This window comes from Brucella sp. NBRC 113783, from assembly GCF_040372265.1.
GTDB lineage: Bacteria > Pseudomonadota > Alphaproteobacteria > Rhizobiales > Rhizobiaceae > Brucella > Brucella teleogrylli.
Genome location: NZ_BAABRX010000002.1, coordinates 60,373 through 75,340, shown reverse-complemented (window position 1 = coordinate 75,340; position 14,968 = coordinate 60,373). Strand labels below are relative to the sequence as shown.

Here is a 14,968-nt window from a genome sequence, read left to right as displayed (position 1 = left end):
GGTTTCTACCGTCCTCCGACCCCTATTCAAAGGAGGCTAATTTACACTATACTTATGTTATTTTATATTTTTCTATTATTTTTATTTTATAATTTTTTAACAGGATAATTAATTTGACCTATATTCCTTTTGGGAAATTCAATATTCTATTGACTGCACTCACCTCTGTTCAATTTTTACTTTCTTCTGCAGCTTACTCCCAGAGCATAACCGACAATGTCGAGAAAGCTTATTTCGACAGGGCCATCATCTTCGGCGACAGCTTGAGCGATAACGGCGCATTCAGTGAGTTTTTCATAGAAAAACTTAAAAAAATGTACACCACCGACGGACGCTTCAGCAATGGACGCGTCTGGAACGAGTACCTTTTCCGAGACCAGGAAAGGGGCACGAAATTTCGACCAACTCGTCAGCCCACTGGTGATTTCGGCAGCAACACCCCGAACGGTGGCACCAGTGTGAACTACGCCATAGGCGGCACAAAGTATGAGAACCACAAAATACCGGGGATGATCCCCTCTATTGCTGAGGAGGTGACCGAGTTCATTCGTGGGACGAATACCGTTTATCCTCAGACCATCTCTCCTCACACCATCGTGTCTCTATGGGCGGGTGGCAATGATGCTTTGGATGCAATCAAGCACCATGAATCCACGCGAGTGAAAGCTGCATTTAGCGGAAATGAATTATTCACTTCACTGGAACGCCTTTATCAGGTGGGAGCGCGGCAGTTTCTGGTGCCCGATATGCCTGATTTTTCGAAAGTTCCGCGCTATGCAAATGCGCCCGGCGTCATTGCTCGAGAAGCAACCGATGATTTCAACAAGGCCATCGCCACCAGCATCGCTGCCTTTAAGGAAAAGCATCCGGATGCTGTGGTCTACGCCCCAGACGTAGCCGGCATCCTTCACATGGTGGTGAAGCACCCCGGCGTTTTCGGCTTCTCGAATGCGACAGGAAATTGTGTCGATACGCCCTCATGTCTCGACCAGCCGCGCGGTTCCGCAATCCAGAATGAATATGTTTTCTGGGATGATATTCATCCGACGACCCGCACACACAATTACATTGCCAACTACATGCGGGAATATTGGTCAAACCCCGACTTAGCTGGTTTCTACGCCCGGTCTCCCAATGGCCTGTTCAAGACCGAGCGCAACTTCTTCTTTCCGACATCCGATAAGATCGTATCGGGCTATCTGGATGGAAACAGATCACTGTACAAGATGAACGCCGGAAAGCTGACGCTGACGGGAGAAAACAAATACACCGGCAACAGCTTCGTGGCGGAAGGCGGATTAGAGCTAGGTAATGGCGGCGTAACCGGCTCAGTCATCGGCGATGTCGATCTGATGCAGAAAGACGTCTTTCTGTCATTCAATCGCAGCAACCTGCTCGAATTCGACGGTAAGATTACCGGCGATGGTCGCGTACAGCAGGTTGGAGACGGCACGACCGTCCTTAACGGGCAGAACAGCCACAAAGGGGTGACCGACATTTACGCCGGCGCACTGATGGTCAACGGGTCGATCACCTCGCCGGTTCTGGTCCACTCCGGCGGTACACTGAGCGGCACCGGTTTTACCGGCAGCATAGTGGCTGGAGACGGCGCTCATGTTTCCCCCGGCGACTACCGTTCGCCCCGCATGAAACCATTGAACGTGAATGGCGATATCGATCTGAAATCTGGCAGTGTTCTCGACGTGAAGGTCGATGCCAACGGCAACACTTCAGGGATTTATGCTAGCAACAAGGCTATGCTCGCCGGGAGCGTTAAATTCGGCGGCCATCCAAAGTTGACCGTTGACGAAATCAACGCCCGGGTAGGCAAAACAAGCGTGTTCGTGAAGGCCGACAACGGGGTCAATGGCCGCTTCAGCGACGTTCTTCCCACCTATAACTTCATCACCGAAAAACTTGAATACAGACCGAATGAAGTCGAAGTCACCTTCGCAACGGCGGGCAAGTCATTTGCAGAATCTGCGGTAAGCAACCAGCAACGAAGGGTTGCCAACGCATTGCAAGCGCTCGGCCACGATCAAAAGCTCTACAAGAATGTGCTTACATCGCGGATAGAAGACGTATTGTCAGAGACCTATACCGAGCTGTCTGGCGATATTTACGCATCCACCTTAACCTCGCTTCTGTATGACAACCAGCTGCCACGCGAAGCCGTGACGCAGCGCATAAATGATCTGTCCGACAGCCGTTTTCATCATTCGGCGCTGAATGCTCCGCTCAAAAGCGGCGTATGGGGACAAGCCTATAATTCCAGAGCGCATTTCCAGAGCATTGGAGAAGCGCAAGCCATGAGCCGTAGCGCGACGGGCTTTATCACCGGCATTGACGGCCAACTGTCGGATAATTGGCAATTGGGTCTCTTCGCCGGTTATCTGCAATCCTCGCTCAATAGCGGCCTGTCATCGGCGGAGATCGATAGCTATCAGATCGGCGCCTATGGCGGCTATGCATGGAAGAACTTCAACCTAACTTTTGGTGGCAATGCCAATCTGCACGACATCGACAGCAAGCGCACAATCCGCTTCAAGGAAGTCTCAAACGATAATCGCGCAAGTTACAAAGGCAATAGCTTCCAGGGTTTTGCGGAACTCGGCTACAATATCGACACCAGTCTGGCGCTGCTGGAGCCATTTGCGGGCATTTCCTACGCCTATGCGAAAACCAATGGTTTTACGGAAAATGCGGCTGTCACCGCCCTCTCCGGCTCTGGCGCAACCAGCGATCTTTTAACCAACTATCTCGGCGTGCGTCTTTCGAACAAATATGCGCTCTCCGAAAACACCAGCGTCAATACGAAGCTGGCGCTCGGCTGGCAGCATAATAGCGCCGACCAGCCGGAAACAATGCTGCGTTTCAGCGACGGTCCCGGCTTCATGGTTGAAGGTCTGCCGCTCGACAAAAACATGTTCTACGCACAGGCCGGGCTGGACCTCAATCTAGCGCATAACACGTCTCTCGGATTGCACTACCGGGGACAATTCGCGACCAAGGCGCAGGATCACGCCATTAAAGTGAACCTCGCGGTCAACTTCTGACGATCAAACAACGGAAAGCGGGCCTTCGGGTCCGCTTTTTGCTATGAATTTCAGGAATCAGCCAGCAGGGAGCCAGCATGATGTCGTCCAGCCGCTTTGCCGTCACACCGGAGCCACCTTATTACGTCGTGAGTTTTGCCTCGCAACGCATTGGCGACGACGATGGCTATGGCGATATGGCCGTTCGCATGGCCGAACTCGCGGCGCAACAACCCGGATATCTTGGCGTCGAGAGCGCCCGAGACGCGGAAGGTTTTGGCATAACGAATTCGTTCTGGGCGGACGAAGACAGCATTCGCGCATGGAAGCGCGAAGTGGACCACCTTGTGGCGCAAAAGCTTGGTCGCCAGCAGTGGTATGAGACCTATCGCGTGCGCATTGGCCGTGTCGAACGCGCTTACGGTTTTGATAGAGACTAAAACCTCTTCCCAATTTCTGGCGTGACCGGTTATAGAAGTCTGAGCTTCATCGGGGAACGGCCATGCCATCCAAGACCATTGATCACGCTTTTACCGCACGCAGCCTGACGAGCGCTGCGACCGACCCGACCCATGCGGGCGTGCTGTCTTTCATGCGGCGCGTCTACACCAAATCGCTGAAGGGCGCGGAAGCCGTTGTCTGGGGCATTCCGTTCGACGCGGCTGTGTCCAACCGGCCCGGTGCGCGTTTCGGCCCGCAGGCGATCCGGCGCGCATCGGCGATCTTCGACAATGATCCGCAATATCCGTTCCAGCGCGACCTGTTCGAAAACCTCGCTGTGATCGATTACGGTGACTGCCTGCTCGACTACGGCAACCATTACAAGACGCCAGCCACGATCGAGCGTGAAGCGGCGAAGATCCTCAAATCCGATGCATTTTTGCTGACGCTTGGCGGCGATCACTTCGTGACATGGCCGCTTCTGAAAGCCCATGCCGCGAAATATGGCCCGCTGGCGCTGGTGCAGTTCGATGCGCATCAGGACACGTGGTTCGACGACGGCAAGCGGATCGACCACGGTTCCTTCGTTGCCCGCGCCGTGCGTGATGGCATCATCGATCCCGACCATTCCATTCAGGTCGGCATTCGCACCCATGCGCCGGAAGATTGCGGCATCAAAATCATTTATGGTCACGAAGTCGAAGACATGACGGCGGCAGAGATTGCCGACACCATTTTGAAACGCACTGCGGACAAGAAGACCTATCTGACCTTCGATATTGATTGCCTTGATCCGGCCTTTGCGCCCGGCACGGGCACGCCGGTGGCGGGCGGTCCTTCGTCCGCCAAGATGCTGTCGATCCTGCGCAAGCTCACGGCGCTTGACTTCGTCGGTGCGGATGTGGTCGAGGTTGCACCAGCCTATGATCATGCCGATATTACGGCTATCGCTGGAGCGACAATCGCAATGTATTATCTGGGTCTGCTGGCAGAGCAGAAAGAACGACGATGACGGTGCCGCGTTTATGCGGTTGAGAAACTGATTCAAGCGGTTGAAAGACCGATTCCGGATATTGTCGTAACTTTATGAAATCAAAAGGCAAAAGCATGAAACCGAAAATCTTCATCGATGGCGAACACGGCACCACCGGCCTGCAAATCCGCAGCCGTCTGGCCGAGCGCGACGATCTTGAAGTGATTTCAATCCCGGAAGCCGAGCGGCGCAACAAGGATTTGCGCGCCGACTATCTGCGCTCTGCCGACATTGCCATTCTGTGCCTGCCCGACGACGCTTCGAAAGAGGCCGTCTCCCTGCTGCGAGATCACAATTCGACCCGCATCATCGACACTTCGACCGCCCACCGCGTGCATCCGGAATGGGCCTATGGTTTTGCCGAACTGGCCAAAGGCCAGCGCGAACGCATCGCCGAAACGAGACTCGTCGCCAATCCGGGCTGCTATCCAACCGGCGCGATCGCGCTTGTTCGCCCACTACGCGACGCAGGGCTGTTGCCGTCTGACTATCCGGTCAGCGTCAATGCCGTCTCCGGCTATACCGGCGGCGGCAAGCAGCTGATTGCGCAGATGGAAGACAAGAACAATCCGGACTATCTGGCCGCTAACAACTTCCTTTATGGCCTGCCGTTGCATCACAAGCATGTGCCGGAATTGCAGCTGCATGGACGCCTCGACCGTCGCCCGATCTTCAGCCCGAGCGTCGGACGTTTCCCGCAGGGCATGATCGTGCAGGTTCCGCTGTTCCTGAACGAGCTTGAAGGCAGGCCGTCGCTGACAAAGATTCACGCAGCCCTGAGCGAGCATTATGCCGGTCAAGACATTGTCGAAGTCGTGCCTCTGGAAGAAAGCACCAAGCTGCCGCGCGTCGATGCGGAAGAACTTGCCGGCAAGGACGGCATGAAGCTCTTTGTCTTCGGCACCGAAGGCGACGATCAGGTCAATCTGGTCGCCCTACTCGACAATCTCGGCAAAGGTGCTTCGGGTGCCGCTGTCCAGAACATGAACCTCATGCTTGGCAAAGCCTGATGACGATTGAACCGGTATTCCCCGGAAAATGGAATGTCGGTTCATTCGAACCACTGGCGGATACGCATTCAAGCCTCGTCTGGAAGGTCGAACGCATCGATCATCCGGGCGAGGTTTTTGTTATCAAGCAGCTGAAACCCACCGGAATGGAGGAAATGCGCGGTGCGCATTATCTGCGCTGGCGGGATGGGCACGGCGCGGCGCGCCTGTACGATCTTGAAGATACGTCGATGCTGCTCGAATATGCGGGCAACTATCATCTCGACGAACACCTCAAAAGCGGGCTTGACGCAGATTGTCTGGTGATCTTCGGGCAGGTTCTGGAAGCATTGCACACACCCTCGCCTGCGCCGGTGCCGTCAGACCTGCAACCGCTCGACAGGCACTTCTCCGGCCTTTTCGCAGTCGCAGATCAGACGCCGATCTATGCGGAAGCCGCAGCGCTTGCAAAAGAGCTGCTGGCGACGCCGCACAAGCCCATTCCGCTGCATGGCGACATCCACCACGAAAACATCCTGCGGGGACAGCGCGGCTGGCTTGCCATCGATCCGCACGGGCTGATCGGCGATGCGGCCTTCGATGCCGCCAATATCTTTTACAATCCGCTGGATCGTGACGATCTCTGCCTCGACCTTGATCGCGCAAAGCGCATGGCCGAGCATTTCGCGCCAATCATCGGTCGCTCGCCGTCCTATATTCTTGATTATGCCTTTGCCTATGGCTGTCTTTCAGCCGCGTGGCACCGCGAGGATGGCAATGATGCCGACGAGGCGCGGGAACTGAAGATTGCCACCGCGCTGAGATATTTGCGCCAGACGGCTTATCCAGCGTAAGCGCCCTTGGTGCCGCGCCAGTGCGCGACTGCGAAAGCCAGTACGATCAATGCGACGAACTGATGTGTCAGGCCCATATGCAGCGGCACGCTCATCAGCAACGTTCCGATGCCGATGACCGCCTGCACCAGAACCAGGCCGAGCAGAACAATCGTGCGGCGCGCATGGGTGGTGCCCGGCGCGTCTTTCCACACCTGAACGGCATGGAGAACAGTGAGAACTAGCACCGCATAGGCGAACATGCGATGCACGAACTGTACGGTTTTCGGGTTTTCAAACAAATTGCGCCACCATGGCGACTGGATGAAGAGGTCGGACGGAATGATCGCGCCGTCCATCAAAGGCCAGGTGTTGTAGGTGAGACCGGCATGAAGCCCGGCCACCAGACCACCAAGATAGATCTGCACCAGAACGGCAAAGACCAGCCACCCGGCAAAGCGCTGCACGGATCGCTCCGCCGGACGCTCGGTATAGGTGACAAGTCCTCTGGCAATGTAGAAGACCGCGGTAATGATCACGCAGGCCGTGGTGAGATGGATTGCAAGCCGGTACTGGCTGACACTGGTAAGCTCGCTTAGGCCGGATGCAACCATCCACCAGCCAATGGCGCCCTGAAAGCCGCCCAGCGCCAGAAGCCCCAGCATACGGTATTTCAGCCCGCCCTTCAGACGCCCCGTCGCCCAGAAGAAAGCAAGCGGCACCGCAACCAGAAAGCCGACGAAGCGCGCCAGCAGGCGATGCGCCCACTCCCACCAGAAAATATACTGAAACTCTTCAAGGGACATGCCCTTGTTGATCTGCTGATATTGCGGGATCTGGCGATATTTATCGAACTCTTCCACCCATTCAGCATGGTCGAGCGGGGGAATGACGCCATGGATAGGCTTCCATTCGGTGATGGAAAGGCCAGAGCCGGTCATGCGGGTGGCCCCGCCCACCATCACGATGGCGATTAGCACGACAAAAACCGCATAAAGCCAATAGCGCACAAGGCGCCGGTCGCGTTCGTCCTTCGACGTTCTCGAACTCCGCTCTCCGCGCTGCGCCATCGATGCTGCCGTCATGCCGTTCTTCCTTCAAACCATCTGGAGCGATACATGCCGCATCGACCCGTCAGTTACAAGGCAAGTCCACGCGACATGCCGCCGCGTTTTTTGCCCTTTCGCAGATCAGGCACAGCGGTTAGTGATGGTGCGGGGAAAAGGAGAGACGCAATCATGCCCGTTAGGCTGAAGAAACTGATCGGCACATTTCTGCTGGTAACGCTGGTCATCGTCTATGCGATTCTGGCCACGATCATCGCCGTCGCGCATCTTGGCAATTCTCCGGCATGGGTGCATCTCATCTATTTCATAGCGTCGGGCCTGCTCTGGGTTCTGCCTGCCATGGCTATCATCTGGTGGATGGCGCAACCGCCGCGTAAAAAGCAGCTCTGAGCATATTCAAGGGGCGCAATACAGCATGACTGAGCGGGGCAACATGGCGGGATCGGCCACGCTTACGGAACGCATTATCAGCGATTTCTCCGAAATCGAGCGTCTCTGGGCGACAGGACCAGCCTTGCATGGCGCACCACAGTCCTTTGACTGGATTGATTGCTGGCATCGTTGCGTCAACACTGATTGTTTCGTCGCCGGAATTTTCGATGCTGAACGCGCGGTTTTTCTCCTGCCGTTGGAAGTCATCCGCCAGAAGGGCATGACGATCGCGCGCTATCCCGGCGGCAGCCATGCCAACGGTAATTTCCCATGGTTGGCCGCAGCACGGTCATCCGCAGTCAACCGCAAAGCTCTGGACCGGCTCATTGCCGCCATATGCAAGGCGCGACCGGATATCGACGCTTTGGCGCTGACGCGCCAGCTTGACGCCGTTGATGATATCGACAATCCGCTTTTTACCCTTGGGCAGAAACGAAACCCGAATCCGGTCCTGATGGTCTCGCTTGATGGTGGTTTTGACGCGGTGCTTGATCGCACCAACCGTCGCCGCAGATTGAAGAAGCACCGCCAGCATGAGCGCCGCTATCAGGAAGCCGGCGGCTGGCGCATTGTGCAACCGCAGACACAGGACGAATCCGACCGCGTTCTCGACCTTTACTTCGCCATGAAAGCCGGACGTTTCCGGCAGATGGGCATAAGCGACCCGTTTGCCGACAAAGCCGTACAGGCTTTTTTCAAGGCACTCTACGGGCAGGCTCTCACGGCACCAGCGCCGATCTGCGAATTGCGGTTTTTGGAAGTGGCCGGCATTATCCGCTCGATCATCGGCAAAAACCTCACCGCCACTGGACCGACAGCCGAATTTGCCGCCATCGCCGATGACGATATGGTCCATGCCAGCCCCGGCGAATTTCTGTTCTTCGAAGACATAAAGCGCTGTTGCGATGCCGGTTATGCGGTCTACAGTTTTGGTGTAGGCGATGAACCCTACAAGCGCGACTGGTGCGATATCGAGCTTGAAATCTTCGATACCGTTCTGCCACTCTCGGCCAAAGGCAGGCTTTTTGGGGCGTTGCAGTCCTTGCGCAGCGCCGTCGCCAGCACAATCAAGCGCAATCCCCGGCTCTGGCGGCTCGCCAAGCGCATCCGAGCAAGGCTTGCCCGGAGGTAAATAGCGATTTTGATGCAGCTTTCCGCTTTAAGACGCTGTTTTTGAATCGAATTATGCGCGTGGCTGCGGGGTCTTGTCGTCCATCAGAATGACGACATCTTCATAGCCACCCTGATCAAGATCGAGTGCGGCAAGCGCTACATCATTGTTCTCGGGATCGACTATGCTCATCACAACCGTCGCGTCATTATCAGCAACACGGCGAATCTGTGCAGAGGAAGATGGGCCGCATTCCACGATCACGAAGTCATAAACGGTTTCGAGCGCATCGAGAATGAGCGGCAGACGATCGACGGCGCGCATGGCTTCAACCGGGTCTGCTGCACCGAGCGGCACGACATGCGCCTGCGAAAAGCGGTCGCTATGAATGACTTCATTGAAGCGTTTCTCGCCAGTTAGAAGCTCGGTGATGCCGGGCAGTTTATGCCCGTCGAGCATTGCGCTCCCCACCGTGCCCTGAGCTGTCATATCCACCAGAAGCGCACGCTTGCCACGGTCGGCCAGATCGCGCAACAGCCGCACAGTCGTTGCCGACGCTTCGTCGCCTTCGGGCGAAACCACAACAATGCGCTTGTCGCGACCGTCGAGCAGACGATTGGCAATGGCTTCCACGCCATTCGGGTTCTTCGGTGCAGACATGGTCGTCTCCTTCGCCGATGGCGCAGGTGTCGTCCGTGCGTCAGAGCCAGACGATCTCGTGATAAAAGGCACTGTCCAGGACCGGCGCGGAGCATCAACCGGCACTTCCTGCTCGGAAAGGGTCGGCGGAACGGCAGCCGCTTGGGCGGCAGCGGTAATCACCGGCATTTCGATTTCCTCGACAGCCTCGACGCGTCGGCCATCGGCGGTCACGAAGGCCCGCCCGCTGAACAGTTCACGCAGCAACACGAAGATCGAGAGTAACAGCAGCCCCGCCACAAAGGTTGCAGCAACAGTCGGCAAAACCATTGGGAAATAGGGAAGCGCTGGTGCGTCGCCCGACAGAATGCGTGCATCGACAGGCACATAATTGCGATCAATACGGGAAGCTGCCTCACGATAACGGGTCAGATAGGTTTCCAGAAGCTCGCGCTGCGCTGCCGCCTCGCGTTCGAGTGCGCGCAACTCGACTTCCTGATCGCCTGCCTGCGCGGCTTGCGACTGCACGCGGTTGAGTTCGCGGGTCAGCTCGTCTTCACGCAGCTTTGCCGTCGTGACATCGTTTTCAAGACTGGCAAGCAGCTTGCGCCCTTCCGCCTTGGTCTGGCGATCAAGGTCGGCCAATTGCGAGCGCAGCGCCTTGATGCGCGGATGGCCATCAAGAAGTGTCGTCGACAAATCGGCAATCTGGGCGTTGAGTTCGATGCGGCGCTCGGCGAGCCGCTGGATCATGCCGGAAGCAACAACTTCGGGCAGCGTATCGACCGGTGTGCCTGCAGAAAGCGCCTTGCGAACACTTGCCGCCCTCGCTTCCGCCGTGGCGCGATCAGAGCGCACACGCGTCAGGTCCGTCGAAACTTCGGAAAGCTGCTGCGATGCAATCGTATTGTTGGTCTGCCCGGTCAATAATCCACGCGAGGCGCGGTAATCGGCGACTTTTTTCTCGGCATCGCGTACACGTGTGCGTAAGTCTTCGATTTCCGGCGCAAGCCAGTTAGTCGCATCGTCATTCGATTGCAGCTTCGCCGCGCTCTGTAGCGCGATATATTCTTCCGCGACTGTATTGGCGATTTGTGCAGCCAACTGAGGATTAGCAGAGGTGTACTGCACTGCGATAACGCGCGAGCCCGTGATATTATATACTTGCAGGTGCTTACGCAGTCGCTGCAGAACCCGCTCATCGGGAGAGAGTTTCTCCGGATCGGCTATCATGCCGAGAAGAATCAGAATCCGGCTGTAAGGCCTTACTTCAATTGAAGTAAAAGCCTCATTGTTCGGCAAATCCAACTTGTCGGAAACACGTCTCATGAGATCGTTAGACGTCAGAATCTCTATCTGGCTCTTCACGCCTTCCGGGTCCAGCACCGGGCGCTCGGCAGGATTATCTCCATTGGGCCGCGTGAAGACGGACTCGCGGGTTTCGATAATGATGCGGGTTTCTGCGCGGTAATCCGGCGTCAAAAGCAGACAAATGATCCACGCCAGCGCCGCCATGAGAAGAGCGCCACCAACAATCAAAAGCCAGTTACGGCGCAAGCTTCCAAAAAGCGCGCCTATATCGATGTCTGCGTCTTTCAACGACGAATCGACTTCCGCCATTTCGTTACTCCGCGGGCGCCCGCCGATCATTGACAATCGTCATTCCATCCAGGCCGCATACCCATTTCCGGCCGGAAAAGTAAACGCTTAAGGTAACCATAGAGTTAAGCACTCGACTTTCTGCGTTCTTCATGGGGCATCGCTGACAAAACCACGCAGGATCGTTTTCTATATATTTCAAAGTGCTTAAATGCTCTCGTTACTCTTTCGCCCTCTTCTGGAAAGTTTTTTGACCATCGCCGCACATCTTTACCAGCCATTAACCCTAATCAATCGATAACGCAGTAACAGGAATTCATCTGATCGCGCTTCGGCACCGGTCAGTTTCCATAAATGCGGGTGATGCTTTTCGGGGATACCGAGGCGAGACATGATGGCGAAGACAATTCACAACAAGCGCACAGGCCGTGCTTTGCTCACGGCGCTCGGTCTTGCGGCGATGACGCTGTCATCCGCCTGCACGAGCTACCGCCCTGCACCGCCGGCTTTTCACGAAGCGCTGAACCAGCCCTATATGCTGGATGCGGGCGACCGCGTGCGCATCACCGTTTTCGAACAGGCAAGCCTGACCAACACCTATAGCGTGGATCAGGCAGGCTACGTGGCTTTCCCGCTTGTCGGCAGCATTCCAGCGCGCGGCAAGACCGCAAAGCAGCTTGAAGGCCTGATCGCATCGAAACTGCGCGGCGGTTATCTGCGCGACCCGGATGTCAGCGTGGAAATCGACCGCTATCGCCCGATCTTCGTCATGGGCGAAGTGGGCGCGGCCGGGCAATATTCCTATGTGCCGGGCATGACGGTGCAAAAAGCCATTGCAGCCGCAGGCGGTTTCAGCCCGCGCGCCAATCAGGAGAATGCCGATATCACCCGCCAGTTCAATGGCAAGGTGCTGACAGGCCGGGTTCTGATCTCCGATCCGATCCTGCCCGGCGATACGATTTATGTCCGCGAACGTCTGTTCTGATGGCGATTGATGGCTGATGACAACACCGTTTCCCCTCTGCGTATTGTCCACTGCTTTCGCGAGCCCACTGGCGGATTATTCCGCCATGTCCGCGATCTGGTCGGCGTACAGGCGGAAAAAGGTCACCTTGTCGGGCTCGTCTGCGACGCAACAACAGGCGGTCCTAGAGAGGACGCGCTTCTAGAAGAATTGCGGCCCAAGCTTGCGCTGGGCCTGCATCGAATTGCCATGCAACGCCATATTGGTATCGGCGATGCAGCGGCAGCGTTCAAAGCATACCGCGTTGTCAAGAAATTGCGGCCGGACATTTTGCATGGGCATGGCGCCAAAGGCGGCGTCTATGCCCGGTTGTTCGGCTCTGTTCTACGGGTTTTTAGGTCTCGCGTAGCCCGTATCTATTCACCGCATGGCGGAAGCCTGCATTTCGACCAGAAGACACGCCGCGGCGGCGCTGTCTTTCTGGTCGAGCGACTTCTCGCCCCGATGACCGATGCGGTCATGTTCGTTTCCAACTTCGAGAAACGAACCTATGAGGAAAAGGTCGGACGGCCTTATGGCCTCCATGCGGTGGTCTATAACGGCCTGGCCGATGACGAATTCATTCCCGTTCCCGACGCGCCCGATGCCAGCGACCTTCTGTTCGTCGGCACGATGCGCGACCTGAAAGGCCCGGATACCCTGATCCGCGCCATCGTGGAGCTGCGTGATCAGCACGGCCTGCCGCTCAGCGCCACCATGGTCGGCGATGGCGCTGAAAAGCCGACCTTTACGGCGCTTGCAAGCGAACTTGCCCTTGGCGCACAAATTCGGTTTCTGCCCGGCATGGCGGCGCGCGATGCATTTGCCCTTGGTCGCCTGATGGTGGTTCCTTCCCGTGCGGAGGCTTTTCCCTATATCGTGCTGGAAGCGCTCGCTGCCGGAAAAACCGTCATCGCCAGCCGCGTCGGCGGTATTCCAGAGATATTCGGCCCCGCATCTCCCGCCCTGTTCGAGCCGACCGTGGAAGCGCTGGTCGCCAAAATCCTTGAACTCAGAGCCGACAACGGCGATTTCGATGCGCAAATGCCCGAAAATTCACGACTTCGTGAACGTTTCAGCGTGCAGTCCATGGCTCATTCTATAGAATTGATTTACCGTGAAACACATTCTTGAGTATTCAGCAGGTCCGATACCTGCGTGTTTCAGAGATTTCTTAGGAATCTGACGGTACACATCCTCCTGTAAACTGATAAGCGAGACATTATCGTGCGGGACAATGATGCTTTTTCTCCATTCGGACGCAAGGCGATTGAAGCCAGCGCCAAGCAGGATTCGAAGCCGCAAGAACCGGTGGAACTCAGCCCTCTGGCGCGCAGCATAGCCGCGCAATATCAGCGGGACACGTTTTCGCCGCTCATGCTCAGCGGCGTCGTGCGTCTGGTTGAGTTCGGCCTCATCTTCCTGATGGGCATATTAAGCCTTGGCTATTATGTCGGGCTTCAAAGCGATTATCTGCTCTATTACCCGCTGATCGTCATCGCTGGCGGCGTGCTTTATGTCGCTCTGATGGAAATCAATGACGGCTATCAGGTCAACATCCTCAGAAGTCCCACCCACCATTTGCGGCGGCTGATCATCAGTTGGGCGGCAACGCTCGGCACGCTTGCACTGGTTGGCTTTCTCTTCAAGGTCTCGGCACATTTCTCGCGCGGCTGGTTCCTCATCTGGGCCGTCAGCACCATCGCCGTCATTCTGATATCCCGCCTTTTCATTGCCTGGAAAATCCGCCGCTGGGCACGCAATGGCACTATGGAACGCCGCGCCGTGATCGTTGGCGGCGGCCCCAATGCCGAAGCGCTGATCCGCTCTCTTGAGCAGCAGCCCGATAACGATATCCGTATTTGCGGTATTTTCGACGACCGCGACGACAAGCGCTCGCCGCCCGTGGTCGCCGGTTATCCCAAGCTCGGCAATATCAACGAACTGATCGAATTTGCGCGCATCGCGCATATCGATCTGCTGATCGTGTCGCTGCCGATCAGCGCGGAAGCGCGTGTCCTCGCCCTTCTCAAGAAGCTCTGGGTGCTGCCCGTCGATATTCGTCTGTCCGCGCTTAACAATCACCTGCGCTTCCGTCCGCGCTCCTATTCCTATGTCGGCTCAGTGCCGATGCTGGATATTTTCGACAAGCCGATCAACGACTGGGATTCGGTCGCCAAGCGTATTTTCGACATCGCCTTCAGTCTCGTTGGCATTGTGGTGCTGTCGCCGATCATGATTGGCGCTGCTATCGCCATCAAGCTCGACAGCAAGGGGCCGGTTTTCTTCAAGCAGAAGCGCCATGGCTTCAACAATGAAGTCATCAACGTCTGGAAGTTCCGCTCGATGTATACCGAGCAGTGTGACCCGACGGCGCGCAATGCGGTGACGAAGAACGATCCGCGCGTTACCCGCGTGGGACGCTTCATCCGTAAGACGTCCATCGACGAACTGCCGCAGTTCTTCAACGTCGTCGCCGGATCGCTATCGCTGGTCGGTCCGCGCCCCCATGCCGTGGCAGCGCATTCCAACAATCTTCTCTATAATGAAGTGGTCGATGGCTATTTCGCACGCCACCGCGTCAAGCCGGGCGTGACCGGCTGGGCCCAGATCAATGGCTGGCGCGGCGAGATCGACAATGAAGAGAAGATCATGATGCGCACCGAATACGACCTTTATTACATCGAAAACTGGTCGCTCTGGTTCGATCTCAAGATTCTTTTCCTGACACCCATTCGCCTTCTCAACACGGAAAACGCTTATTGAGCCAGGCAGCGTCCATAGTT

General features: G+C 56.4%; 12 protein-coding genes. 10 read left to right on the top strand and 2 right to left on the bottom strand.

The window, feature by feature from the left end; genetic code table 11:
- Positions 1–113: 113 nt before the first annotated feature.
- The 5 genes from ABWW11_RS05680 (at position 114) to ABWW11_RS05660 (ending at position 6,352) form a co-directional block, all read left to right on the top strand.
- On the top strand, positions 114–3,056 hold the full coding sequence (locus ABWW11_RS05680; RefSeq protein ID WP_319080453.1) for an autotransporter domain-containing protein: 2,943 nt from the start codon (positions 114–116) through the stop codon (positions 3,054–3,056).
- An 80-nt stretch (positions 3,057–3,136) separates the two neighbouring features.
- Entirely contained in the window at positions 3,137–3,475 is a 339-nt protein-coding gene (locus ABWW11_RS05675; RefSeq protein WP_319080479.1) for an antibiotic biosynthesis monooxygenase family protein, read from the top strand.
- Positions 3,476–3,537: 62 nt separating this feature from the next.
- Positions 3,538–4,488, top strand: a complete 951-nt coding sequence (gene speB, locus ABWW11_RS05670) for an agmatinase (RefSeq protein ID WP_319080454.1) — start codon at positions 3,538–3,540, stop codon at positions 4,486–4,488.
- A 95-nt stretch (positions 4,489–4,583) separates the two neighbouring features.
- Positions 4,584–5,519: an N-acetyl-gamma-glutamyl-phosphate reductase gene (gene argC / locus ABWW11_RS05665; RefSeq protein ID WP_319080455.1), complete on the top strand. Its 936-nt coding sequence runs from the start codon at positions 4,584–4,586 to the stop codon at positions 5,517–5,519.
- On the top strand, positions 5,519–6,352 hold the full coding sequence (locus ABWW11_RS05660; RefSeq protein WP_319080456.1) for an aminoglycoside phosphotransferase family protein: 834 nt from the start codon (positions 5,519–5,521) through the stop codon (positions 6,350–6,352). Before argC ends, ABWW11_RS05660 begins: the two co-directional genes overlap by 1 nt.
- On the opposite strand, the gene ABWW11_RS05655 is transcribed toward ABWW11_RS05660, so the two are convergent.
- Complete coding sequence (locus ABWW11_RS05655; protein WP_319080457.1) at positions 6,340–7,416, bottom strand: COX15/CtaA family protein; 1,077 nt, start codon at positions 7,414–7,416, stop codon at positions 6,340–6,342. The two genes, ABWW11_RS05660 and ABWW11_RS05655, sit on opposite strands and share 13 nt — an antisense overlap.
- Positions 7,417–7,569: 153 nt before the next feature.
- Here ABWW11_RS05655 and ABWW11_RS05650 point away from each other — a divergent pair, with 153 nt between their 5' ends.
- Positions 7,570–7,788, top strand: a complete 219-nt coding sequence (locus ABWW11_RS05650; RefSeq protein WP_280991941.1) for a DUF2842 domain-containing protein — start codon at positions 7,570–7,572, stop codon at positions 7,786–7,788.
- Between the two features lie 25 nt (positions 7,789–7,813).
- Positions 7,814–8,962 carry a GNAT family N-acetyltransferase gene (locus tag ABWW11_RS05645; protein WP_319080458.1) on the top strand — a complete coding sequence of 383 codons (1,149 nt, stop codon included), beginning with the start codon at positions 7,814–7,816 and terminating at the stop codon, positions 8,960–8,962.
- Between the two features lie 51 nt (positions 8,963–9,013).
- Here the strand turns inward: ABWW11_RS05645 and ABWW11_RS05640 are convergent, their stop codons facing one another.
- Positions 9,014–11,200, bottom strand: a complete 2,187-nt coding sequence (locus ABWW11_RS05640; RefSeq protein WP_319080459.1) for a GumC family protein — start codon at positions 11,198–11,200, stop codon at positions 9,014–9,016.
- Between the two features lie 373 nt (positions 11,201–11,573).
- On the opposite strand from ABWW11_RS05640, the gene ABWW11_RS05635 reads away from it, so the two are divergent.
- The 3 genes from ABWW11_RS05635 to ABWW11_RS05625 all read left to right on the top strand — a co-directional run bounded on the left by ABWW11_RS05635 (position 11,574) and on the right by ABWW11_RS05625 (position 14,948).
- Positions 11,574–12,164, top strand: a complete 591-nt coding sequence (locus tag ABWW11_RS05635) for a polysaccharide biosynthesis/export family protein (RefSeq protein ID WP_371830778.1) — start codon at positions 11,574–11,576, stop codon at positions 12,162–12,164.
- Positions 12,165–12,173: 9 nt separating this feature from the next.
- Entirely contained in the window at positions 12,174–13,316 is a 1,143-nt protein-coding gene (locus ABWW11_RS05630) for a glycosyltransferase (RefSeq protein ID WP_319080460.1), read from the top strand.
- Between the two features lie 93 nt (positions 13,317–13,409).
- Positions 13,410–14,948 carry an undecaprenyl-phosphate glucose phosphotransferase gene (locus ABWW11_RS05625; protein WP_140024791.1) on the top strand — a complete coding sequence of 513 codons (1,539 nt, stop codon included), beginning with the start codon at positions 13,410–13,412 and terminating at the stop codon, positions 14,946–14,948.
- The last annotated feature ends 20 nt before the right edge of the window (positions 14,949–14,968 follow it).

Coding starts and splice junctions, on each gene's coding strand:
- ABWW11_RS05675 (WP_319080479.1), top strand. CDS start 3,137: ATGTCGTCCAGCCGCTTTGCCGTCACACCGGAGCCACCTTATTACGTC.
- speB (WP_319080454.1), top strand. CDS start 3,538: ATGCCATCCAAGACCATTGATCACGCTTTTACCGCACGCAGCCTGACG.
- argC (WP_319080455.1), top strand. CDS start 4,584: ATGAAACCGAAAATCTTCATCGATGGCGAACACGGCACCACCGGCCTG.
- ABWW11_RS05660 (WP_319080456.1), top strand. CDS start 5,519: ATGACGATTGAACCGGTATTCCCCGGAAAATGGAATGTCGGTTCATTC.
- ABWW11_RS05655 (WP_319080457.1), bottom strand. CDS start 7,416: ATGACGGCAGCATCGATGGCGCAGCGCGGAGAGCGGAGTTCGAGAACG.
- ABWW11_RS05650 (WP_280991941.1), top strand. CDS start 7,570: ATGCCCGTTAGGCTGAAGAAACTGATCGGCACATTTCTGCTGGTAACG.
- ABWW11_RS05645 (WP_319080458.1), top strand. CDS start 7,814: ATGACTGAGCGGGGCAACATGGCGGGATCGGCCACGCTTACGGAACGC.
- ABWW11_RS05640 (WP_319080459.1), bottom strand. CDS start 11,200: ATGGCGGAAGTCGATTCGTCGTTGAAAGACGCAGACATCGATATAGGC.
- ABWW11_RS05635 (WP_371830778.1), top strand. CDS start 11,574: ATGGCGAAGACAATTCACAACAAGCGCACAGGCCGTGCTTTGCTCACG.
- ABWW11_RS05630 (WP_319080460.1), top strand. CDS start 12,174: ATGGCTGATGACAACACCGTTTCCCCTCTGCGTATTGTCCACTGCTTT.